This is a genomic window from Microbacterium timonense, from assembly GCF_900292075.1.
Lineage (GTDB): Bacteria > Actinomycetota > Actinomycetes > Actinomycetales > Microbacteriaceae > Microbacterium > Microbacterium timonense.
Genome location: NZ_OLMV01000002.1, coordinates 321,941 through 343,583, shown reverse-complemented (window position 1 = coordinate 343,583; position 21,643 = coordinate 321,941). Strand labels below are relative to the sequence as shown.

At 70.5% G+C, this 21,643-nt stretch carries 22 protein-coding genes and 1 pseudogene; 9 read left to right on the top strand and 14 right to left on the bottom strand.

The window, feature by feature from the left end:
* Positions 1–44: 44 nt before the first annotated feature.
* The 6 genes from C9992_RS07445 to C9992_RS18190 all read right to left on the bottom strand — a co-directional run bounded on the left by C9992_RS07445 (position 45) and on the right by C9992_RS18190 (position 4,429).
* Complete coding sequence (locus tag C9992_RS07445; RefSeq protein WP_106814950.1) at positions 45–932, bottom strand: zinc-ribbon domain-containing protein; 888 nt, start codon at positions 930–932, stop codon at positions 45–47.
* A gap of 48 nt (positions 933–980) precedes the next feature.
* Positions 981–2,177 (bottom strand): DNA polymerase IV, encoded by a 1,197-nt coding sequence (dinB, locus tag C9992_RS07440; protein ID WP_106814949.1) that lies wholly within the window; start codon positions 2,175–2,177, stop codon positions 981–983.
* A gap of 81 nt (positions 2,178–2,258) precedes the next feature.
* Positions 2,259–3,398 carry a baeRF2 domain-containing protein gene (locus C9992_RS07435; RefSeq protein ID WP_146145305.1) on the bottom strand — a complete coding sequence of 380 codons (1,140 nt, stop codon included), beginning with the start codon at positions 3,396–3,398 and terminating at the stop codon, positions 2,259–2,261.
* A complete protein-coding gene (locus C9992_RS07430) occupies positions 3,391–3,612 on the bottom strand; it encodes a hypothetical protein (RefSeq protein ID WP_106814947.1) in 222 nt (73 codons plus the stop codon). Before C9992_RS07430 ends, C9992_RS07435 begins: the two co-directional genes overlap by 8 nt.
* 186 nt (positions 3,613–3,798) lie before the next feature.
* On the bottom strand, positions 3,799–4,200 hold the full coding sequence (locus C9992_RS07420; protein ID WP_106815316.1) for a GreA/GreB family elongation factor: 402 nt from the start codon (positions 4,198–4,200) through the stop codon (positions 3,799–3,801).
* A 61-nt stretch (positions 4,201–4,261) separates the two neighbouring features.
* Positions 4,262–4,429 (bottom strand): hypothetical protein, encoded by a 168-nt coding sequence (locus tag C9992_RS18190; protein ID WP_200826248.1) that lies wholly within the window; start codon positions 4,427–4,429, stop codon positions 4,262–4,264.
* A gap of 107 nt (positions 4,430–4,536) precedes the next feature.
* Here C9992_RS18190 and C9992_RS07415 point away from each other — a divergent pair, with 107 nt between their 5' ends.
* From C9992_RS07415 to C9992_RS07405, 3 genes are all read left to right on the top strand, one after another.
* On the top strand, positions 4,537–4,905 hold the full coding sequence (locus C9992_RS07415) for a VOC family protein (protein WP_106814946.1): 369 nt from the start codon (positions 4,537–4,539) through the stop codon (positions 4,903–4,905).
* 105 nt (positions 4,906–5,010) lie between these two features.
* Complete coding sequence (locus C9992_RS07410; protein ID WP_106814945.1) at positions 5,011–6,615, top strand: L-serine ammonia-lyase, iron-sulfur-dependent, subunit alpha; 1,605 nt, start codon at positions 5,011–5,013, stop codon at positions 6,613–6,615.
* Positions 6,616–6,737: 122 nt separating this feature from the next.
* A complete protein-coding gene (locus tag C9992_RS07405; protein ID WP_106814944.1) occupies positions 6,738–7,193 on the top strand; it encodes an Hsp20/alpha crystallin family protein in 456 nt (151 codons plus the stop codon).
* A 65-nt stretch (positions 7,194–7,258) separates the two neighbouring features.
* Here C9992_RS07405 and C9992_RS07400 read toward each other — a convergent pair whose 3' ends face one another.
* Entirely contained in the window at positions 7,259–7,843 is a 585-nt protein-coding gene (locus tag C9992_RS07400) for a thymidine kinase (RefSeq protein ID WP_106814943.1), read from the bottom strand.
* A gap of 72 nt (positions 7,844–7,915) precedes the next feature.
* Between C9992_RS07400 and C9992_RS07395 the strand changes: the two genes are divergently transcribed.
* Genes C9992_RS07395 through C9992_RS07385 form a run of 3 tightly spaced genes read left to right on the top strand, consistent with a single transcriptional unit; the run spans position 7,916 to position 10,138 of the window.
* On the top strand, positions 7,916–8,530 hold the full coding sequence (locus C9992_RS07395) for a TetR/AcrR family transcriptional regulator (RefSeq protein ID WP_235008104.1): 615 nt from the start codon (positions 7,916–7,918) through the stop codon (positions 8,528–8,530).
* Positions 8,531–8,573: 43 nt separating this feature from the next.
* Entirely contained in the window at positions 8,574–9,407 is an 834-nt protein-coding gene (locus tag C9992_RS07390) for an ABC transporter ATP-binding protein (protein WP_106814942.1), read from the top strand.
* Positions 9,404–10,138, top strand: coding sequence for an ABC transporter permease (locus tag C9992_RS07385; protein ID WP_106814941.1), 735 nt, complete (start codon positions 9,404–9,406; stop codon positions 10,136–10,138). The genes C9992_RS07390 and C9992_RS07385 overlap by 4 nt, the downstream gene beginning before the upstream one ends.
* A 13-nt stretch (positions 10,139–10,151) precedes the next feature.
* Here C9992_RS07385 and C9992_RS07380 read toward each other — a convergent pair whose 3' ends face one another.
* Entirely contained in the window at positions 10,152–10,592 is a 441-nt protein-coding gene (locus C9992_RS07380) for a MarR family winged helix-turn-helix transcriptional regulator (protein ID WP_106814940.1), read from the bottom strand.
* Between the two features lie 42 nt (positions 10,593–10,634).
* On the opposite strand from C9992_RS07380, the gene C9992_RS07375 reads away from it, so the two are divergent.
* On the top strand, positions 10,635–12,434 hold the full coding sequence (locus C9992_RS07375; protein ID WP_106814939.1) for a DUF2207 domain-containing protein: 1,800 nt from the start codon (positions 10,635–10,637) through the stop codon (positions 12,432–12,434).
* Between the two features lie 18 nt (positions 12,435–12,452).
* Here C9992_RS07375 and C9992_RS07370 read toward each other — a convergent pair.
* The 6 genes and pseudogenes from C9992_RS07370 to C9992_RS07345 all read right to left on the bottom strand — a co-directional run.
* A pseudogene (locus C9992_RS07370) lies at positions 12,453–13,610 on the bottom strand (Cmx/CmrA family chloramphenicol efflux MFS transporter); the annotation flags it as partial.
* A gap of 240 nt (positions 13,611–13,850) precedes the next feature.
* Entirely contained in the window at positions 13,851–15,284 is a 1,434-nt protein-coding gene (locus tag C9992_RS07365) for an HNH endonuclease signature motif containing protein (RefSeq protein WP_106814937.1), read from the bottom strand.
* Positions 15,285–15,465: 181 nt separating this feature from the next.
* Entirely contained in the window at positions 15,466–16,938 is a 1,473-nt protein-coding gene (locus C9992_RS07360; protein ID WP_106814936.1) for a sodium/solute symporter, read from the bottom strand.
* A complete protein-coding gene (locus tag C9992_RS07355) occupies positions 16,935–17,312 on the bottom strand; it encodes a DUF485 domain-containing protein (protein WP_235008102.1) in 378 nt (125 codons plus the stop codon). Before C9992_RS07355 ends, C9992_RS07360 begins: the two co-directional genes overlap by 4 nt.
* Positions 17,309–18,052, bottom strand: a complete 744-nt coding sequence (locus C9992_RS07350) for a LytR/AlgR family response regulator transcription factor (protein ID WP_106814935.1) — start codon at positions 18,050–18,052, stop codon at positions 17,309–17,311. The genes C9992_RS07355 and C9992_RS07350 overlap by 4 nt, the downstream gene beginning before the upstream one ends.
* Positions 18,049–19,296, bottom strand: coding sequence for a sensor histidine kinase (locus C9992_RS07345; RefSeq protein WP_106814934.1), 1,248 nt, complete (start codon positions 19,294–19,296; stop codon positions 18,049–18,051). Before C9992_RS07345 ends, C9992_RS07350 begins: the two co-directional genes overlap by 4 nt.
* Before the next feature lie 181 nt (positions 19,297–19,477).
* Here C9992_RS07345 and C9992_RS07340 point away from each other — a divergent pair, with 181 nt between their 5' ends.
* Positions 19,478–19,846, top strand: a complete 369-nt coding sequence (locus C9992_RS07340) for a DUF485 domain-containing protein (RefSeq protein WP_106814933.1) — start codon at positions 19,478–19,480, stop codon at positions 19,844–19,846.
* Positions 19,846–21,459, top strand: coding sequence for a solute symporter family protein (locus tag C9992_RS07335; protein WP_106814932.1), 1,614 nt, complete (start codon positions 19,846–19,848; stop codon positions 21,457–21,459). Before C9992_RS07340 ends, C9992_RS07335 begins: the two co-directional genes overlap by 1 nt.
* The last annotated feature ends 184 nt before the right edge of the window (positions 21,460–21,643 follow it).

The following is a 21,643-nucleotide window of genomic DNA, read 5'->3' as shown; positions in this document are numbered from 1 at the left end:
TCAAACATCCTTTGCTGGTGTAACGGAAGGCCATCGGCGCCCGATCACGCGAGGTACGGGTCGACCAGAAGCGGACCACGGATGTCGCGGAGTCTGTCGACGAGCTGCTCCAGGGCTTTGCGGTTCCAGGTCGACAGCTGCAGGTCGTAGGGGCCGAGCGGCTCGAGCTTTCCCGTGCGGATCCGCACCACTTCCCACTTCGCACTGCGCAGCGCCCGATCCTTGCGGCGGTCGGCGTCGGCTCGCTTGCCCACGTGCTCGAGCCCGTGCCGACCGGTGCTGTCGTACTCGATGGCGACCCGCAGCTCGGGAAGCAGGATGTCGGGCCACACCTCCACATGATCGAAGAACGGCCGTGCGACCCGGACCGCGTTGAGCCCTGCGGTCACCGAGAGGCGCGCGAAGAGATCCGCGCGCACCCGGGCTTCGATCGCCGACGCCGGCTTGGGCGCGCACGCGGAGCGGAACGGCTCGCCCACGGGGATATCGGGCGTCTTCGGGCACACCTGCTGCTTCGGCCGCGGTCGCCGGGGCCGGAGAACGGTCCGTTCGATCGGGTTCGCGAGGGCGGCAGGCACGGGGGAACCCGGCAGAGTCACCGCGTCGCGCATCGGCAGGGCACGGGCAGGCCGGGCGAGATCCGCGCATTCCGGGCACCAGGCGGAGCGGCGGCGCTCACGCCCGGGTCGGTTGCGCTGCTCGTCGGGCGTCGCGGCGAACTTGTGGCCCGCCTCGCATTGCCACAGCAGCAGCACGTCGGCGGCGGGCGGAATCTGGCTGAGGACGATGCCGGCGTTGAGCTCCGGGTGATACTGCCGGATCAGTGCGGGAAACGGTGCCCACGCCTCACGGTAGGTCCCGGCCGGGTAAGGGACCTCCCTGCCCTTGGAGAACTGCCGGCGGGCCCACCACAGCTCCACGCGCTCCGCCATGGGAGCAGGGTAAGCGCGGCCGGCGACATCCTGGCCGCCAGGCTCCGTTCACTCGTGCTCGGGAAGCACGGGCGTCGACCATCCGGCATCCCGCCCGAGCTGCGCGGCACGGGCCACCGACGTGGCGCCGAAGCGATCCCGCACCGCGTCGAGCACGGTGTCGAGTCGCTCGCCGTCGTCCCAGTCGATGGGCAGTTCGGGCGGCAGGCTGTCGGCAGGCGCCAGCTGCGACAGTGAGACGCCGATGAGAGTGATCCCCCGATCGGCGATCTCCGGAAGGGCGGAGGCGAGCAGTCCCCGGGCGACCATGAGCAGCACCGCCGTGCGGTCGGACGCGGAGCGCAGTGAGCGGGACCGGGTCGCCTTCGCGAAGTCGCCGAAGCGCAGCCGCAGGACGACGGTGCGGCATCCGCGCCCGCCGTCACGGAGGCGCCGGGCCAGCCGGTCGACGATCTGGGTGAGGATGAGGTCCAGCTCCTCCGGCGAGCGCGGACGGCTGCCGAGGGCGCGCTGTGAGCCGATGGATCCGCGGCGTCGGGTGGAGTCGACCGGCCGCGGGTCCCGCAGCCTCGCCAGTGCATGCAGGTGCGCTCCCGCAGCCCTTCCCAGCAGCCGCTCCGCCGTCGCCTCCTCGAGCTCGGCCAGCTGCCCCACCGTGCGGATGCCGAGCCTATGCAGCTTGTCGGCGGTGGCCGCGCCCACCCCCCACAGCCGCTCGACCGGAAGCGGCAGCAGGAACGCCTGCTCCTGGTCGGGCTCGACGACGAGCAGCCCGTCGGGCTTGCTGACGGCACTGGCCACTTTGGCGAGGAACTTCGTGCGGGCGACGCCCACCGAGATGGGCAAGCCGACCTCGGATCGCACCCGCGCGCGCAGTCGCGCCGCGATCTGCTCGGGTGTGCCGGCGAGGCGGCGCAGGCCGCCCACCTCGAGGAAGGCCTCATCGATGGACAGCCCCTCAACGAGTGGCGTCGTGTCGCGGAAGATCGCGAACACGGCGCGGCTGGCTGCCGAGTAGGCGTCCATTCGCGGCGGGACGACGACGGCGTCCGGGCAGAGCTCGCGCGCCTGCCGGCCTCCCATCGCCGTCCGCACCCCGCGGGCCTTCGCCTCGTAGCTCGCTGCGAGCACGACGCCGCCGCCCACGATCACCGGCCGGCCGCGCAGCGCCGGCGCGTCACGCTGCTCGACCGACGCGTAGAACGAGTCGAGGTCGGCGTGCAGCACGGTCGCTTCGCCCCGCATACCGCCTCCCGCCGTCCGCGCTCACGCGGATCGTCGCACGGACCGGCGACATGCCGGGCCCGGTGCCCGGTGCGGGGGTCGCTACTGGGGTGGGGTCTCGTCGGACGGCCAGCGCAGCAGGGCGACCGGCTCGCGTGGCGGGCGATCGGGTCTGGGCTCGTCGGGCTCCAACTGATCGCCGGTCACCAGCACCCGGGCGCCCGTGAGGATCGCCGCCCGAGCGAGGGCGTCGCCTGCGGCCACCCGTCCGAGGCTCTGCGCGGCATACTCGTCGTTCTCGCCCTCGGCCACCCACGGCGACTCCGCGAGGGCCTCCAGCAGGCGCTCGGAGTCCACGATGGCGTCGTCGAGAATGAGCGTGTCGACCTGAGCCTGCTGCAGCAACGGGGTGATCTCGCGCACCCCGTGAGCGCCCCGACGGTGTGCTTCGGCGGCCGCCCGGTCCAGCGCCTCCGCCTCCTCGGCCTCGACCTCATGCTCGACGGCATCCGACACCGCCTGGTCCACGGATCTTTCCGACGCTCCCGCGGCGCGCGTGTGAGCTTCGACCTCGACGATCAGAGCCCGCGTGTCGCCGCCGAGCTTCTCGACGAGGAGTTGACGGGCTCGCACGTCTCCCGAGACCACCACGAATCGCGGCTGCGCGTCGCGCACCAGCCGCTCCACGGTGTCGGCGACCTCGTCCTGATTGCTGCTCCACACCTCTTCGGAGTGCCGCTGGAACCTCGCCTGCGACCATCCGCCGGCCTGCACCTTGGGCAGGCTGTCGGTGTCGCCTTCGACCTCCACCGACCGCTCCGGTTCGCCCGCTCCCACCCGTTCCAGCCGGACACGGGCGCCATCCCGCGCGGTCTCGACCACGACATAGGAGATGTCTTCGCGAACGCGATGCCACAGCAGGGGCACCAGCATCGGCACCGGTCCGTGGTGGAAACGCTGGGGGCCGTGACGCGGGCCGGCGAAGCTCTCATCGAGCTCCACGCGGCCGTCCCGCACCAGCAGGTACCGCGTCGACGGGCTCGGCAGGCCCGTCCCGCGTCCGAGCGCCTCCTCGATCGCGGCGATGTCGGCCTGCGGCGCCCCCGCGCTCTCGACGCCTTCGCGCGCCGCGCGCCGATGGGCGAGCTCGCCGGGTTCGGGAAGATCGCTCGGGCCGTCGATGTACGCGGTGGTCCAGGGGCCGGGCTCGGACAGAAGCCGCTCCAGCTCGACGTCACTCATCGGCGCCCCGCCGGTCGTCCGCGGCCCGTTCGTCATCGCGCCGGAAGGCCTCCTGCGTCTGGGCGGGATCGGTGTCGTCGGGAAGCGGCTCGGTCTCGCGGAACGGCTCCGCGTGCGGGCTGCCGTGGCCCTGCACCATGCCGCGGGTCTCCCGCTCCATCTCCTCGTCCAGGCGCGGTCCGTGCGTGGTGTTGCCGCGCTCGCCGTCGGTCATGTCAGCTCCTTCGTACGATGGCTGCCAGGCATCTCGCCTCGTGCCACCGTCGCGCGCCCAGGCGCCGGACGCGATGGGGTTGACAACCGCCGGCCACAGGATCACCCTCGGGCCGGTCGCCGGTCGCCGGTCGCCGGTCGCCGGTCGCCGGTCGCCGGTCGCCGGTCGCCGGTCGCCGGTCGCCGGTCAGGCGTGCGGCACGGCCTCGATGACCGAGCCCGCGACCTGGCGGCCGGTCGGCGCCGAGTACGAGAATCGATCGCCGGGCAGCAGGCCCGTGATGGCCCGGCCGAGCGGCGACTCCGGAGAGTAGACGGCCAGCTCGCCGTCGTTGCTGAGCAGGGAGCGCGCGCCGAGCAGGAACGTCTCGCGGGAGGCATCCGCTTCGAATTCGATCGTGACGCGCATACCGGGTTCCACGATGCCGTCGTCGGGACGCGTCCCGACCTGCGCCCGCCGGATGATGCCGCGCAGTTCGACGGCGCGCACCTGGGCGGCCTCGTCGTCCACACCTTCACGCTCGATCGTGTCGAGCTCTTCCTGCAGTTGACGCAGAGCGTCCTGCGTGAGCCAGATCGGCTCTTCCATGACAGCCACGGCGACCTCCATCTCGGGAACAGATGAAGTTCCCGAGCCTACCCGTTCGCGGCTACCTGCGCTGCTCGAAGGCTCCGGCGGTGATGGGAACGGCCACGGCGGCGCCGATGCACAGCACCCCGGCGATGAACACCAGGCCGGGAAGGACCGGCGACGCGAACGAGATGCCGACCAGAACCATCCCGCCCAGCAGCAGGATCAGATACACCACGAACAGCATGTCGACCTCCGAGAGCTCAGTTGCTCCTTTGATACTCCTCTCCGCGCCCGCGCGGGAGAGGCTTGCCGTCACTGGCATCGCCGTGATCGGCGCGTCAGAATGACGCCATGAGACTCGTCCAGGTCGCCCAGCGCGCCAGTGACCTCCCGCGCGCTGCGGATTTCTACGCCGCTCTGCTCGGCACCCCGCCGACGGCGATGTTCGACCCGCCGGGTCTGCTCTTCTTCGATCTGGAGGGCGTGCGGCTGCTGCTGGATCGCGGTGCACCGAGCTCGCTGATCTACCTGCGCGTTGAGAACGTGGATGCCGCGCTTCAGCGCCTCGGTGAGAACGTCGAGGTCGTGACACCTCCGCACGTGATCTTCACCCACGAAGACGACGCGCTGGGGCCGGCCGGCCATGACGAATGGCATGCGTTCGTGAAGGATTCCGAGGGGAACACCATCGGGCTCATCGAGTTCCGCCCGCGCGTCTGAGTGCGGCATCCTGCATCCCGTGGCCGCGCGCATCGGGGCATCCTGCGGCTATCGAGTCGATAACGGTGGGCAGATCGCTCCGCCCCCGGCGTTACCCTGGGGGCGATGAGCGCCTACGTCTCGGCGTTCGAGCTGTTCTCCATCGGCGTAGGACCCTCGAGCTCCCACACGGTCGGTCCCATGCGGGCCGCCCACGACTTCGCCGTGCGCCTGCGTGAGAGTGGCGCGCTCGGTCGGGTCGGCCGCGTGACATGCACGCTCTACGGGTCGCTCGGGGCGACGGGCATCGGGCACGGCACCCCCGACGCGGTCGTCGCGGGACTGCGGGGACTGGAGCCCGAGACGGTCGATCCGGATGCCGTGCGCTCGGCGTGGAGCGGCCGCCCCGACCGTGCACCGCTCGACCTCGCCGGAGTCCGTGCCGTGCCGTTCGACCGTGGTGACATCGTCTTCGCGCCTCGTACCCGGCTGCCGGGACACCCGAATGCGATGACCTTGGAGGCGTGGGCCTCGCCCGGCGATGGTCCCGCGCGTGCGCTGACAGCGGCCTCCGGCATCCGCGAGACAGGGCCGGCGCGCTCGGCGGACCTGATGACCCGGTCGGACGACGGACTCGTCCTGCGTGAGACGTACTACTCCGTCGGCGGCGGCTTCATCCGGCGTGAGGGTGCACCATCCCCAGGCTCGGATGCCGAGGGGGCGGCGGCGCACCGCTTTCCGCTCGACTTCGCCAGCGCGCAGGAGCTGCTCGCGCTGTGCGACGAACGGGGGCTCACGATCGCGGAGGTGGCGCGGATCAACGAGGCAGCCGTTCGCACGGAGGAGCAGATCGCGGAGGGCCTCGACGCGATCTGGGATGCCATGGCCTCGTGCGTCGAGGCCGGGCTGGGCGCCGAGGGCGTGCTCCCCGGGACGCTGGGGGTCAAGAGACGTGCGGCGTCGATCCGGGCGCAGCTCGAGGCCGCCGAGGCCGAGGGGCGGCGCGAGCTTCCCGGCGAATGGCTCGGCGCGTTCGCGCTCGCGGTGAACGAGGAGAACGCGGCCGGCGGCAGGGTCGTGACGGCGCCGACCAACGGTGCGGCCGGCATCGTGCCCGCGGTGGCGATGTACTGGTGGCGGTTCCTGGCCGATTCCGGCCTCGGAGCCGGCAACGCGGTGACGCCGTACGGCGAGCTCGTCGGCAGCGCGCTGCTGGGCTATCAGGGACGGACCGTGGCGGCCGAGGAGGCCGCGCGGTGGGACGGTGCCGCCGTCGCCGAGGCCAACCGGCGCCGCGGCATCCGCCGCTTTCTCCTCACCGCGACGGCGCTCGGCTCGCTCTTCAAGGCCAACGCGTCGATCTCGGGTGCCGAGGGGGGCTGCCAGGCCGAGGTCGGGTCGGCGTGCGCGATGGCGGCCGGCGGGCTCACGGCCGTCATGGGCGGCACCAACCGGCAGATCGAGAATGCGGCGGAGATCGCGATGGAGCATCATCTCGGCCTGACCTGCGACCCGGTCGGCGGCCTGGTGCAGATCCCCTGCATCGAGCGCAACGCCATCGCCGCGTCGACGGCCGTGACGGCGGCGCGGCTCGCCCTGCGTGGCGACGGCTCGCACTACGTCTCGCTCGACACGGTGGTCGAGACCATGCGACAGACCGGAATCGACATGTCGCACAAGTACAAGGAGACCAGCGAAGGCGGTCTCGCCGTCAACGTCATCGAGTGCTGACGGCACGCGAACGTTCGCTGAGAGCGAACGAACGCTTTGTTAGCACTCTCGAGTGCAGAGTGCTAATCTGTACGTAGTTGAGTCGAGTGGACTCAACTCCACGACACAGAGAGGAGATTCCCATGGCCACGTATGACCCGTTCCGTGACCTCGACCGCCTGGCGTCCAGTCTCTTCGACACGCGTCGCGGCCCGCGCCGCATGCCGATGGATCTGTATCGCGACGGCGACCACTATGTGCTAACCGCCGACCTGCCCGGCGTCGACCCCGGCTCGGTCGACATCGACGTCGACGGCCAGCTGCTGACGATCCGTGCCGAGCGCACGCTGGCGACCGGCGAGGGCGTCAAGTGGATCACGCGCGAACGCGAGGCCGCGAGCTTCCTGCGACAGCTCAACCTCGGCCAGGGCATCGACACCGAGCGCATCTCGGCCAGCTACAGCAACGGTGTGCTGAGCGTGACGATCCCGGTGAGCGAGCAGGCCAAGCCGCGCAAGATCGAGGTGATGGCGGAGGGCGGATCGCCGACGATCCAGGCGCACGAGTCCACCGACGCGCCGCAGCCGATCGAGCAGTAGCCGTCGCCCGCTGAAGAACTGGATGCCTCGTCCCGCCCGGGACGGGGCATCCGTCGTTGCGGCGGCTACGCCGGGCGGCCTCCGGTGAAATGCTGCCGGCACCGCGCCTGATACGACTCCATGCCGCCGACCTGGTCGCTCGTGGGGATGAGGGGATCACCGCCATGTGCGCTCGCCAGTCGCTGGTGGAACGGGGCATCGGCGCCGCAGACCGCACAGACGGCGGTGAGCTTCAGCACGTCGTCGGCAGTCGCCATCAGGGCGGGAAGCGGCTCGAACGGTCGCCCGTCGAAGGTGACGCACAACCCGGAGACGATCACGGTCACGCCGTCGCGCAGGAGCGCGTCCACGGCCGGCACGAGGCCGGGGCCGAAGAACTGCGCCTCGTCGATCGCGACGAGATCGAGCCCACGGCCGGCCGTCGACGTCGTGAGCGTCTCGACATCGGGAACCGAGCGCGAGGGCACGCTCAGACCGGAGTGCGAGCTGACCCTGCCTTCGCCGCGCCGATCGTCGAGGGCGTGGCTGACGACCTCTACCGCCAGCCCGGCGATGCGCGCCCGACGCACGCGGCGCAGCAGCTCTTCCGACTTGCCGGCGAACATCGGGCCGGCGACGACTTGCAGCCGGGCCTGCGCGCGCATGTGCATGGGCCCACATTACGTCGGAGCTCCGACAGGTCGGCCCGGCCGGCTCGGGCGTCGGGGTCGTAGGCTGTGGCCGTGGCGGAGTTTGTCGTGCCTGCGCCGAAGCGGCGCCGCGGTCGCCCGCGCGCGGGACAGTCCGACGCGCGCGAGAGGATCCTCGCGGCCGCCATCGACGAGTTCGGCGACCTCGGCTACGACGCCGCCACGGTGCGCGGCATCGCCGCTCGCGCCGGTGTCGACTCGGCTCTGGTGCACCACTACTTCGGGACGAAGGCCGACCTGTTCGGCGAGAGCATCGGGGCGCCGATGCGGCCGGACGTCGCGGTGCCCGAGATCCTCGCCGGTCCTCGCGACGACGTCGGCGAACGCATCGTCCGGTACCTCGTCGAGACGTGGGAGGATCCCGACGTGCGGCGCCGCGGGGTCGCACTCATGCGCACGGCCATCGGCAACAAGCTGACGACGCCGCTGCTCGCCGGCTTCATCTCCCGCGAGCTGCTCTCGCGCATCGTCCGTGCGCTGGAGGTCGACGACGCGGAGCTGCGGGCGGGACTGGTCGCCTCGCAGGTCGCCGGTCTGATGATCGGGCGTTACGTCCTGCGCCTGCCGGGCCTGGTGGCCGCGTCGCCCGACGAGCTCGTGGCACGCGTGGGTCCGACTGTTCAGCGCTACCTCTACGAGCCGGCTTGACCTCTTGACGCCGGTGACGTCCGGGTGCACAATTCATCACGTGATGAATAACTCGCCGGGCGCCGTCCACGTGCGCGGTCTCCACGTGCGGCGCGGAAAGACCGAGGTGTTCCGGCACCTCGATCTCGACATCCCGCGCGGGCAGATCACCGGGCTTCTCGGACCCTCCGGCTGCGGCAAGACCACGCTCATGCGTTCGATCGTCGGCGTGCAGAAGGTCGCCGGCGGCACCGTGACCGTGCTGGGAGAGCCGGCGGGATCACGCGGGCTCCGGCACCGCGTCGCCTACGACACGCAGGCGGCGTCGGTTTACGGCGACCTCACGATCCAGCAGAATGTGCGCTACTTCGCCCGCCTGGTCGGGGCGGCCCGGGCGGACGTCGACCGGGTCATCGCCCAGGTGGGACTGGCCGACCAGCGCGACCAGACCATCGACTCGCTCAGCGGCGGACAGGAGACCCGCGTGTCGCTGGCGGTCGCGATGCTGGGAACGCCCGAGCTCATCGTCCTGGACGAACCGACCGTCGGCCTCGACCCGGTGCTCCGCGCCGAACTGTGGGATGTGTTCCGCGGGCTCGCGCAGACCGGCGCGACGCTGATCGTGTCGAGCCATGTCATGGACGAGGCACTGCGCTGCGACCGCCTCATCCTCATGCGCGCGGGCCGCATCATCGCCGACACCACGCCCGACGGCCTGCTGGCCGACACCGGCACCACCGACCCGGATGCCGCGTTCCTGGCGCTCATCGAACGGGACGCCCGTGGACCCGCTGACGGGCCGGGTGCTGCGGCCGGATCGCCGGAGGAGGCAAGTGCCGACGGTGCCTCGCACCCGCTGACCCGTCGGGAGGCCCGCGAGGAGGCGAGCGGCTCATGAACGGCGTGCGCACCTTCGCGACGGCCGGCCGAGTGCTGCGGCAGCTGAGCCACGACCCGCGCTCGATCGCCCTCATGCTCGTCGCGCCGAGCCTGCTGGTCGGCCTGTTCGCGTGGCTGTTCAGCGATCAGGAGGGCGTGTTCGACCAGTTCGGGGGCCCGATCCTCGGGCTCTTCCCGTTCATCGTGATGTTCCTGATCACGTCGATCACCACGCTGCGCGAGCGGCGGTCGGGAACGCTCGAGCGGCTGATGACCACGCCGATCGCCAAGGCCGACTTCATCCTCGGGTACGGTCTGGCCTTCGGCTTGATGGCGACGCTGCAGGCGATCATCACCGTGACGTTCGCGGTGTGGGTCTGCGGACTCGAGGTGGACGGGCCTCTGTGGCAGCTGGGGCTGGTGGCCGTCGTCGACGCGATCCTCGGCACGGCGCTGGGGCTGTTGGCCAGCGCGTTCGCCCGCACCGAGTTCCAGGCGGTGCAGTTCATGCCGCTGATCGTCTTCCCGCAGATCATCCTCGGTGGGCTGTTCATGCCGCGCGATGACATGCCGAACGCGCTGTACCAGATCTCCAAGGTGCTGCCGCTGAGCTACGCCATCGACACGATCAACGCGGTGACGGCGGGGGACGAGGGGGGGGACGTGTTCGGGCCTCTCATCGTCGTCGTGGCGTTCGCGCTCGCAGCGCTCATCCTGGCGTCGCTCACGCTGCGGCGACGCACTCCGTGACCGCGGACTGAGCTCAGCAGCTGGGCTGCTTCTTGCGCAGCTTCGCGGTCAGGTCGCGCAGCTGCGAGAGCTCCTCGTCGGACAGCAGCGACATGCGCTCGGCGATCGCCTTGCCGTGGGCGCTGGCGATACGGCGGAACACGGATGCTCCGGCATCCGTCGCGCGCACGAGCGCCCCCCGCCCGTCGTCGGGATCGGGGCACTTGGTGAGGAGTCCGCGGACGACCATGCGATCGACCAGGCGAGACACGCTGGGCTGGCTGATGAGCATGTTGGCGGTGACGTCGCGCAGTCGCGCCGTCATGTCGGGCCCGCGCGTGACCGTCAGCAGCACGTCGTACTCCGCCTGGCTCAGCGTGTCGTCGTCGAAGTCGTCGTTGATGTCGCCGAACACCTCGTGCTGCGCGCGGAAGAGGCTCTCCCACGCGTCGATGGCAAGGCGGCGGTCGGTCATACCGTCAAGATTAGGGCAGGCCGCGGACCCTAGGCTGGCCCCATGGGGAGTTGCGGAACCGTGGCTGTGGGCGTGCGCCGGGGAAGAATCGCCTCGCTCGCGCTCGCCGCTCTCATCGGAGTTCTGCTGGCCATCTGGACGCCGGGCTCGGCCCGCGCCGATGTGGACGATTTCTCGTTCGAGAGCCTGGACGTCGAGTACCAGCTCGGCCGTGCGGATGACGGGACCAGCACGCTGACGGTCGTGGAGACCTTCGTCGCACTCTTTCCCGAGCACGATCAGAACCACGGGATGCGCCGGCTGATCCCGGACTCCTATCAGGGCGCGCCGCTGCACCCTCGGCTCGTCTCGATCACCGACGAGAACGGTTCGCCGCGGCCGGCCGAGACCGAATCGGACGACGGCGTGTACGCGGTGACCTCGCGCGCCGACGAGTTCGTGCACGGGCGTCAGACCTACGTCTTCACCTACACGCTCGACAACGTCGCGAGGTTCTTCGCCGACACCGACTCCGACGAGTTCTACTGGGATGTCAACGGCACCGACTGGGCGCAGCCGTTCGGGCGGATCACGGCCAGGGTCACGATGCCGGCGGAGCTGGATGCCGCGCGCACGGGCCAGCAGGCCTGCTACGTCGGTGCACAGGGCTCCACGCAGACGTGCCCGATCACCGATGTCGACGGCGCCGTGCAAGCGTCAGCCGAGAACGTCGCGCCGTACCAGACGATGACGATCGCGATCGGGTTCGCGCCCGACACCTTCACCGAGTTCGACCCGGGATATCTGTCGTCGCCCTGGGGCTGGCTGCAGGGCGGGGTCGCGCTGCTCGGTCTCGGCGGCGCTCTGGTGCTCGCCGGGATGACGCGCGCCCGGCACCTGCGCGATGCTCCTGGTCGTCCCGTGATCATCGCCGAGTACACGCCGCCGCGGCAGGTCGACGCCCTCGAGAGCGCGGTGCTGCTCGGGTACACGACGAAGGCCATCCCCGCCGAGGTGTTGGAGCAGGCCGTCGTCGGCAGCATCCGGATCGAGGAGGGTGCGGCGAGATGGTTCGGGGGAACGCGACTGAAGGCCGTGCTCGTCGACCCGTCGCGAGCGGACGGCGACGGCCGGATGCTGCTTCCCGGGCTCTTCCCGACGGGGAGGCCCGGCGAGGAGTTCGAGTTCGGGCGCACCGACACGAGGTTCTCGTCCACCGCGCAGAAGGTGCTGAAGGCTGCGACCTCGGAGCTCGTCACGCGCGGGCTTCGCCGCCCGGTGCCAATCGGACCGCGCGCGTGGCCGGTCGTGATCGCGGTCCTCGCCGCCGTGCTGGTCGTGCTGTTCGGCATCGCGGCCCTGTCGGCCTTCGTCACACCGCTGGTGCCGATCCTGCTCATCATCGCCGCCGTCCTCGTCGTGATCGTCGTCGCCGGGATGGTGGCGCGCAAGCCGCTCACCGCCGAGGGGACCGAGGTGCGTGACCATCTGCTGGGCCTGAAGCAATTCATCGAGTGGGCCGAGGCCGACCGCATCCGCATGCTCCAGTCTCCGCAGGGAGCCGAGCGCGTGCCCGTCGATGTCACCGACCCGCGGGTGAAGCTGAAGCTGTACGAGAAGCTGCTGCCGTACGCGGTCGTCTTCGGACAGGAGAAGCAGTGGGCGAATGAGCTGGCCGTGCTGTACGGCGAAGGCAACGCGCCCGCGTGGTACCTCGGTTCGAGCGGCTTCAACGCGGGTGCCTTCTCTTCGGGCATCTCCCACCTCTCGGCCTCTGCGTCATCGTCATCGTCCTCCGGCGGGTCGTCGGGCGGCGGCTCCGCCGGCGGTGGCGGTGGAGGTGGAGGCGGCGGCGGGGTGTGACCGTACTTCTCCGGGGGCGATGACTCGAAGAAGCGGCAATGCCAGTGACAGGGCCACGGCTGTGGCGAAAGCGGCGACCCACACCGGCCCGACGTCGCCGAGCGTCGTGGTCAGGGTTGCCGCCCCGAGGAGAGGTCCTGCGGCCGCTCCTAGGTTGAGCGCGGCCGTGGCGTACGACCCGCCCATCGTGGGGCCCTCCGTCGCCGCGTAGAGCATGCGTGTGATCAAGGTGCTGCCCACGGCGAAGCTCAGGATGCCTTGGAGAGGGACCAGGGCGAGCAGCACCACGGGCTGGCTCGCAGATGCCGCCATGGCGATCCAACCGAGCAGGAGCAGGACGCCGCCCACCGTGATGACGGCTCGAGGTCTGCGGTCGGACAGGTGTCCCGCGACGGTGACGCCGATGAAGGACCCGATGCCGAAGAGCACCAGCGCCGGCGGCAGCCACCATTCACTCAGGCCGGCGACGCCGGTCACGAGCGGCGCAAGGAACGTCAGCACGGCGAACGTGCCCGCGTTGATCAATGCAGCCAGCGCCATCGGTAGAAAGAGGCGGGGGGAGGCGAGCAGGCGGATCTCCGTCCCCAGCGACGGTGAGCCCACAGGGCGGTCGGGCGCGAGTCCGGAACGTCGATCGGCAGGAATGCCGGTGGCGATACCCACGGCGGCAGCACTGCTGAGGCTCGCGATCGCCCAGAAGGTCGACTGCCATCCGAGCGCGGTTCCGAGGAGAGCGCCGGCGGGGACGCCGACGACCGTGGCGACCGTTGTGCCGGAGAGGAGCACCGCGACAGCACGCCCCTTCCCGTCGGCCCCCACGAGCCTGGTCGCGACGCTCAGTGCGACGGCCAGGAATCCCGCGTTGGCGAAGGCCGCGACAAGGCGGGTTGAGAAGAGCACGGCGAAGTCGGCCGTGATCGCACCGATCACATGCGCGAGGGCGAAGAGGACGAGGCACCCGAGAAGCGTGCCGTGGGGCGGCAGCCGGCGTGTCAAGGCAGCCATGGTGGGCGCGCCGATGACCATGCCGACGGCGAAGGCTGATGTCAGCAGGCCGGCGGTTCCTACCGGGACGTCGAGGCTGATGGCGATATTGGCCACCAGTCCAGCGAGCATGAATTCCGAGGTGCCCATGGCGAAGACCGCCAGGGCGAGCAGATAGAGAGCGAAAGGCATCGAAGACTCCGAGGCGAGAGAGAACGAACAACGAACGTCTCGTCACCACGGTCAGCGCGGAGCGCGCGCTCGCGACTCCCGCGCACGACGGCAGGAATCGGTGGGGATGCTCAGCGGGTCAGGGGCTGACGGGGTGACCGAAAGCCCCCGAAGTGGATGCCTCAGGGCTCGACATGATTCTCACCTTATCGAACGAGCCTGACGTCACCGCCGCCGCCTGACGGTTCGCTGCGCGAACGGTCAGGCCAACCGCGCCTTCTGCAGCTCGCGGTGAAGCGCTCGGTTGGCGGACCGCCATCGCTGTCGTGGATCGAGCCACGTCGGCGGTCGCACTTCGGGCACGCCGTCCGCCATGCGGATCTCCCACCCGCTCGTCTCGATGCTCCGGTGATGGTGCCAGCAGAGCAGCACGCCGTTGCCCACGTCGGTGGGCCCCCGCCGGGACCACGGCGTGACGTGGTGGATCTCGCACCAGGCCGCGCGGACGCGGCAGCCCGGGATGATGCAGCCCCCGTCGCGCGCGGCGATCGCCCGGCGCTGCCAGGGCGAGAAGACACGGTCGGTCACCCGGAGCGCCTTGATCGCTCCGTTCGCGCTGAGTGCCACGCGCTGAATCGTGCCGTGGCAGCCGACGTGCCGTGCGAAGGACGCCGAAACGGGGACCGCGCCGTCTGGTCCGTCGATGAATGCCACACCGTCGTCGCGGGCGAGCTGGTCATCGGCGACGGTGACGACCAGGGTCGGGGCGGCGCCCCCCAGCGTCGGACTCTCGGCGGCAGACGCCGCGGACGAGAGGATGCTCGCGAGGGCGTCGTGGCGCTTCTGATCCGCGGTGCGCGGATCGTGGACGTGCTCGTCGTCGTGCTCGTCGTCGGGTGAGTCAGGTCCGGCGGACGCGTGGATCTCGACGAACCGCGGCGCGCGGTCCCGGACGCGCGGGTTGAGATGGGCGTCGAGCAGCCGCTGAAGGGTCGCCGCGACCTCCGCTGTCACCATGCCGTGGACCGGGAAGAGGTCGTCGCGTCGGCGTCCGAGCCGGAAGGTGCGCCTGCGCTCGCCGTCCTCGTCGGGAAGGGTGCCGTCGGGGTCGAGGTACAACGCCCACGTCTGGGCCATGATGCGCAACTCGTAGATGCTGCACGGGGGATCGCCGGCGACACCGACCGCAGCCTGCACCAACTCGGTCTCGGCCGCCGCAAGGTCTTCCGCGCTGCAGCGCCGCTGGAGCGGACGAAGCCCATCGGTGATCGTCGTCAGCGCATCGAGACTGAGGCGCCCCGCAGCCAGTTCCTGCCGCGCGAGTTCGAGCGGCGCGGGCCGACTCTGTCCGGTCAGGCTCGTGCACGTCGTGACGGCGCGCGCCGTCCGCAGCCGCGCTCGGGCGGTCGTGTTCGAGACTCCGACCGCGCGTTCGAGCAGCTCGGCGGGGCTGTCGCATCCGTACCGGGCCGTGAGGGTCATCTCCGCGGCACCCGGCTCGCTGCGACGGCCGACCTCACCGGCAAGGCCCAGACGCGCGGCATCCGCCCACCGTCCGAGCTCTTCCACGACCCGCAGCGTCTCGACCAGCTCATGGTCGGTGAGGGTGCGCTGCGCCTCGTCGACCAGGGGCTCGCGCAACGCATCGCCGAGCATGCGGGCCATGTCGCGAAGGTCGGCGAGGGGGAACGGCATACCTCCATGATGCCGAGGGGGTCCGACATTCGAATCGACCGAAAGAGCAGGTCATCAGGCAATTCTGTGGACAACCCCGGATCGCCGGACGAATCGCGCGCCTGTGGAGGAACCGCCGCGCAAACGCCGCCCGCGCGCCGAGAAGCTGCGCACGCGGTGGTCGCGCCGGAAGGGGATCTGGTCAGCCCCGTGTGGCCGGCGCTTCGGGCACGTGCAGGCGTGTCAGGAACGCATCCGTGCCGCGGGGGATGCGCCCTCGATCGCCGAGCGAGACGAGCACGGTGACGAGCACCGCGATCGGAACCGTCCACGCCGCGGGCTGCTCCAGGAACGGTCGCAGCGTGCCCGCCCACCCGGAGATCATGCCGCCCCCGAGGATCGCGACGCCCGACAGCGTCGCGCCCGTGAGCATTCCCGCGATCGCACCGCGGGCGGTGAGGCCGCGCCACCAGATGCCCAGCAGCAGCACGGGGCACAGAGTGGAGGCCGTGAAGGCGAAGACGAGCCCGACGCTGCCCGCGAGTCCCGCAGGCTCGGTCGCGAGAGAGACGACGAGCGGCACGAACGACGAGAGCACCGCGGCGATGCGGAACCCGCGCACGCTGCCGCCCAGCATGTCCTGACTGATGACGCCCGCCAGCGACACCACGAGGCCCGACGAGGTCGACAAGAAGGCGCCGAAGGCCCCGGCGATCACGAGCGCCGTGAGCACCTCGCCGAGAGGCCCGGGCACGAGACGCCCCGGCAGCAGCAGCACCAGTGCATCGGCGTCGCCGGAGCCCGCGAGGTCCGGGGCGAAGGCTCGGCCGAGGAGCCCGAACGCGGTGGGGAAGAGGTAGAACACCGACAGCAGCGCGAGGACGATGAGGGTCGTCCGCCGTGCCGCGACGCCGTCGGGATTCGTGTAGAACCGCACCAGCACGTGGGGGAGGCCCAGCGTTCCCAGCAGCAGCGCCACCATGAGCGACACCGTGTGGTAGACCTCGAGATCGCCGGGTCCCGCGGTCGCCGGGAACGCCACGTCCGGAGGCAGGGCGGGCTGGGTGTCGCCGATGAGGAGCAGGATGGCGACCACCGGGATTGCGAGCGCGGTGAGCTTCAGCCAGTACTGGAACGCCTGCACGAACGTGATCGACCGCATGCCGCCGGCCGCCACGACGACCGCGACGATCAGGGCGACGGCGAGCGACCCGGCCCAGGCAGGCAGCCCCGTCGTGATCCGCACGGTGAGCGCGGCGCCCTGCAGCTGCGGGACGATGTAGAACCAGCCGATGATGATCACCAGCGTGCTGGTGACGCGTCGTGCCCACGTGGACTCCAGCCGTGCCTCGGTGAAGTCGGGAAGGGTGTAGGCGCCGGAGCGCCGCAGCGGTGCCGCGACGAACAGCAGCAGCATCAGGTATCCGGCCGTGTAGCCGATCGGAAACCACAGGCCCGACGCCCCGGTCAGCAGGATCAGGCCGGCGATGCCGAGGAACGACGCGGCCGACAGGTACTCGCCGCCGATCGCCGACGCGTTCCACCACGGGCGCACCGTGCGACTGGCGACATAGAAGTCGCTCGTCGTGCGCGACACCCGCAGGCCGTAGAAGCCGATGAGCGCCGACGTCACCGCCACGGCGGCGATCGCCAGATAGCCGATGGCGGGATTCACTCGTGCTCCGCAAGCGAGCGATAGCGGGCCTCGTTGCGGGCCGCGGAGCGTACGTAGAGCGCCGCGACGGTGATCGCGAGGGGGTAGATCCCGACGCCGAGCAGCAGCCACGACAACGGCACTCCGAAGACGAAGGTCGCGCCGAGCTGCGGCACGAGGGCGATGGCGAGCACGAACAGCGCCGTCGCCGCCACGAAGCCCACGGCCACCACGACCCCCAGGCGCAGCTGCGACCGGATCAGCGATCGCACATAGATGCCCGCGATGTCGCTGGTCGGAGCCTGGGCGTCAGGCGCCCCCGCCCGCATCGCACGCGGATCGGCGCGCGGCGCGGTGACGCGCACGCGGGCCGGCGGCTGCGAGGGCGAGGTCACGACCGTGGCCGGATCGTCGCGGTCTCGAGCCGCTCGCGAAGCGCGGGCAGCAGGCGGCGGCTCACCGGCAGCTCGGCGCCGGCGACGGTGACGCTCGGGCGATCGCCGGCCAGCCGCAGCCGCGCGAGGTGCGGGATCGCGACGAGGTACGAGCGATGGATGCGCACGAACGCGTCGGACCACTGCCGCTCCAGGTCCGACATGGGAACGCGCACGAGGTAGCTCGCCTCCTCGGTGTGCAGTCGGGCGTAGTCCCCCTGCGCCTGCACGTACCGCACCTCGTCGCGGCGGATCATGCGCGTCGTGCCGCCGAGCGTGACGGCGATGAGCTCCGGACGGGAGGGGGCCGAGGCATCCGTCGGCGGAGCAGCCTGTGCGCGGATCGCCTCGAGGACGCGGGTGACTGAACGCTGCAGCCGCTCGGTGCGCACGGGTTTCAGCAGGTAGTCGACTGCGGCCAGGTCGAACGCTTCGAGGGCGCTCTCTTCGTCGGCGGTGACGAAGACGAGCGCCGGGCGGCGTTCGAAGCGCTGCAGTGCTCTCGCGAGGTCGAAGCCGGTGAGGCCCGGCATGTGGATGTCGAGGAACACGGCATCCACCGGCTCCCGCGTCAGCAGCCGGATCGCCTCGGCTCCCGACGGCGCCTGGTGGATGACGCCGATCCGCGCGTCCTGGCGGAGCAGGAACGCGAGCTCGTCGATCGCCGGTTGCTCGTCGTCGGCGATGAGCACGGAGATCATGCGTTCACTTCCCGCTCGAGCTGGGTCGCGCCCTCGACGCGGCTCGGCACGCGGACGGAGCCGGTGGATGCCGCGACCCGGCCGGGCTGCGATTTCGGCACGCGCATGCGCACCAGCGTGCCGGCGCCGACGTTCGTCTCCACGACGAGGCCGTGCTCATCGCCGTACACCTGGCGGAGGCGGGCGTCGACGTTGCGCAGGCCGACGTGCTCGCCCGGGGCGGCGCCGGCCAGTGCCCGCTCGAGCACTGCCGGGTCCATTCCGACGCCGTCGTCCTCGACACTGATCTCGGCGAACGCGCCCTGATCGGATGCCTCGATGACGATGCGCCCGCCGCCCTCCTTGCTCTCCAGGCCGTGACGCACCGCGTTCTCGACGAGCGGCTGGATCGACAGGAACGGCACCACCGTCGACAGCACCTCGGGCGCGATCTGCAGCGTGACGCGCAGGCGGTCGCCGAAACGTGCGCGCTCGAGCTGCAGGTAGCTGTCGATCGAGCGCAGTTCCTCGGCCACCGTCGTGAACTCGCCGTGGCGACGGAACGAGTAGCGCGTGAAGTCGGCGAACTCGAGCACGAGCTCGCGTGCCTTGGCCGGATCGGTGTTGATGAACGACGCGATCGCGTTCAGCGAGTTGTAGATGAAGTGGGGGCTGATCTGCGCGCGCAGCGCGCGCACCTCGGCCTCGGCGAGGGCGGCACGTGAGGCATCCAGTTCGCCCAGCTCCACCTGCGCCGCGACCCAGTCGGCCACCTCGCCGGTCGCGCGCACGAGACCGGCGCGCACGCGCGGTGCGAAGGCGACGATGGCGCCGGCGGGCGCGCCGCCGGCGAGAATCGGCGAGGCAACGGCATCCATCTCGCGTTCCGCCGCGCGGATGCGGCGCTGCAGCTGCGGTCGCCCCGACTGACTGGCCTCGGCGGCCAGTCGCCCGGCGACCTCGCGCACCGGGTCGTCGCCGTCGATGGTCACCTGTCCTCCGGCGTCGACGAGCGCGAGCGTCTCGCATCCGAGCAGGCTGCGCAGGTGACGACCCGCCCGCGTCGCGTCGCCCTGGGCGATGCCGCCACGCAGGTGCTTGGCGGCGCGACTGGCAAGATGCAGCGTCTGATACGTCGCCTGCTCGACATCGGTGCCCAGGTCTTTCGAGGCGAGGACCACCCTCCGCAGCAGCAGGACGATGCCCACCGCCAGGGCCCCGGCGACGACGCCGCCGGCGGCGGCGAGCATCATCGACTCCGGCATGCACGCCAGCGTAGCCGTCGTTCACCGGCGCCGATCCGCCGTTCGTCGCACCGCCGCCACCGTTCGCCGACGACGAGCGGCAGCCGCCACATCCCGTCGCGCCCCGACGCGACCATGGTCGCACTGTCAACACAGCGGCGTGGTCGACAGGCCGCGCTGATCCCCTCGAAGGAGACACGCCATGGGCAACGATGCCCCGAGCGCCGAGACGAGCCTCGCAGAGGTCGACTACGGCGCCGTTCAACGATCACCCGACTTCCAGAGGCTGCGGCGCACCCAGCGCAGCTTCGTCTTCCCCGTGCTGGGCGTGTGCCTGGCCTGGTACTTCGCCTACGTGCTGCTGGCCAGCTACGCGCACGACTTCATGTCGATTCGCGTGTTCGGGAGCGTCAACATCGCCATGCTGCTGGGCCTCGCGCAGGTGATCACCACGTTCGCCGTCACCACGTGGTACGTGCACTACGCCAACAAGCGACTGGACCCGCTCTCCGAGCAGATCCGAGAAGAGATCGCGTCCGGCCAGTTCCAGACCGAGGAAGGGGTGCGCTGATGGTGCACGCACAAGCCGCCACGACCTCGCCCGGCGAGCCGTGGCTCAACATCGCGATCTTCGCGGCCTTCGTCGCCGTGACGATGGTCATCGTCTTCCGGGCCAGCCGCAACAACAAGACAGCGGCCGACTACTACGCCGCCGGCCGGTCGTTCACGGGAGGCCAGAACGGCTCCGCCATCGCCGGCGATTACCTGTCGGCGGCATCGTTCCTGGGCATCGTGGGCGCGATCGCCATGACCGGATACGACGGCTTCCTGTACTCGATCGGCTTCCTGGTCGCGTGGCTCGTCGCCCTGCTGCTGGTCGCCGAGCTGCTGCGCAACACCGGCAAGTTCACGATGGCCGACGTGCTCTCGTTCCGCCTCAAGCAGCGGCCCGTGCGCATCGCCGCGGCGACCACCACGCTCGTCGTCTGCTTCTTCTATCTGCTGGCCCAGATGGCGGGTGCCGGAGGTCTCGTCTCGCTGCTGCTCGGCGTCGGCGATCAACTCGGCCAGGCCGTCGTCATCACGGTGGTCGGCGCCCTCATGATCCTGTACGTGCTGATCGGCGGGATGAAGGGCACCACGTGGGTGCAGATCATCAAGGCGGTGCTGCTCATCGCGGGCGCCGGCGTCATGACGGTGTGGGTGCTCGCGCTCAACGGCTTCGACTTCTCGGCCCTGCTCGACAAGGCCGTCGAGGTCGCCGGCAACCCGGCGATCCTCGACCCGGGACTGAAGTACGGCGTCTCGGACGTCTCGAAGATCGACTTCTTCTCGCTGGGACTCGCGCTCGTGCTCGGCACCGCGGCACTGCCGCACGTGCTCATGCGCTTCTACACGGTGCCGACCGCCAAGGAGGCCCGCAAGTCGGTGGTGTGGGCGATCTGGCTGATCGGCATCTTCTACGTGTTCACGCTCGTGCTCGGCTACGGTGCCGCCGCGCTCGTGGGTCCCGCAGTCATCGCCGCGGCCCCGGGCGGACCGAACTCGGCAGCCCCGCTGCTCGCCTTCTCGCTCGGCGGACCGCTGCTGCTGGGGCTCATCTCGGCGATCGCCTTCGCGACGATCCTCGCGGTGGTCGCCGGCCTGACGATCACAGCGGCTGCGTCGTTCGCGCACGACATCTACGCGTCGGTCGTGAAGAAGGGCAAGCCCGAGCCGGGCGCCGAGGTGAAGGTCGCCCGTCGCACCGTGGTCGTCATCGGCATCGTGGCGATCATCGGCGGCATCGGGGCGAACGGTCAGAACGTCGCCTTCCTCGTGGCGCTGGCGTTCGCGGTCGCCGCCTCGGCCAACCTGCCGACGATCGTCTATTCGCTGTTCTGGAAGCGCTTCACGACGAAGGGCGCGCTGTGGAGCATGTACGGCGGCCTCGCCGCGGCGATCGTGCTCATCGTGTTCTCGCCGGTCGTCTCGGGCTCGGAGACATCGATGCTGAAGACGGATGCGATCGACTTCGCCTGGTTCCCGCTGTCGAACCCCGGCATCATCTCGATCCCGCTCGCGTTCCTGCTGGGCTGGATCGTGAGCCTGCTCGACAAGACGCGCGAAGACCCGGTGAAGCAGTCCGAGATGGAGGTGCGCTCCCTCACGGGCGTCGGCGCCGAGAAGGCGGTGACGCACTAGCCACGGAGGGCAAGAGTAAGGGCCGGTCGGAGAGGCTACCGACCGGCCCTTGTCCCTTGCACCAAGAGTGTCCTGCAATCACATGCCGGTAGCTGCCACAGCAAAACAACTACCGTGCAAGCACTCTATAACGGCCAGGTAACGATGGCAAGGGTTTGCCGTTATCTTTTTGTGATCCGTTTCG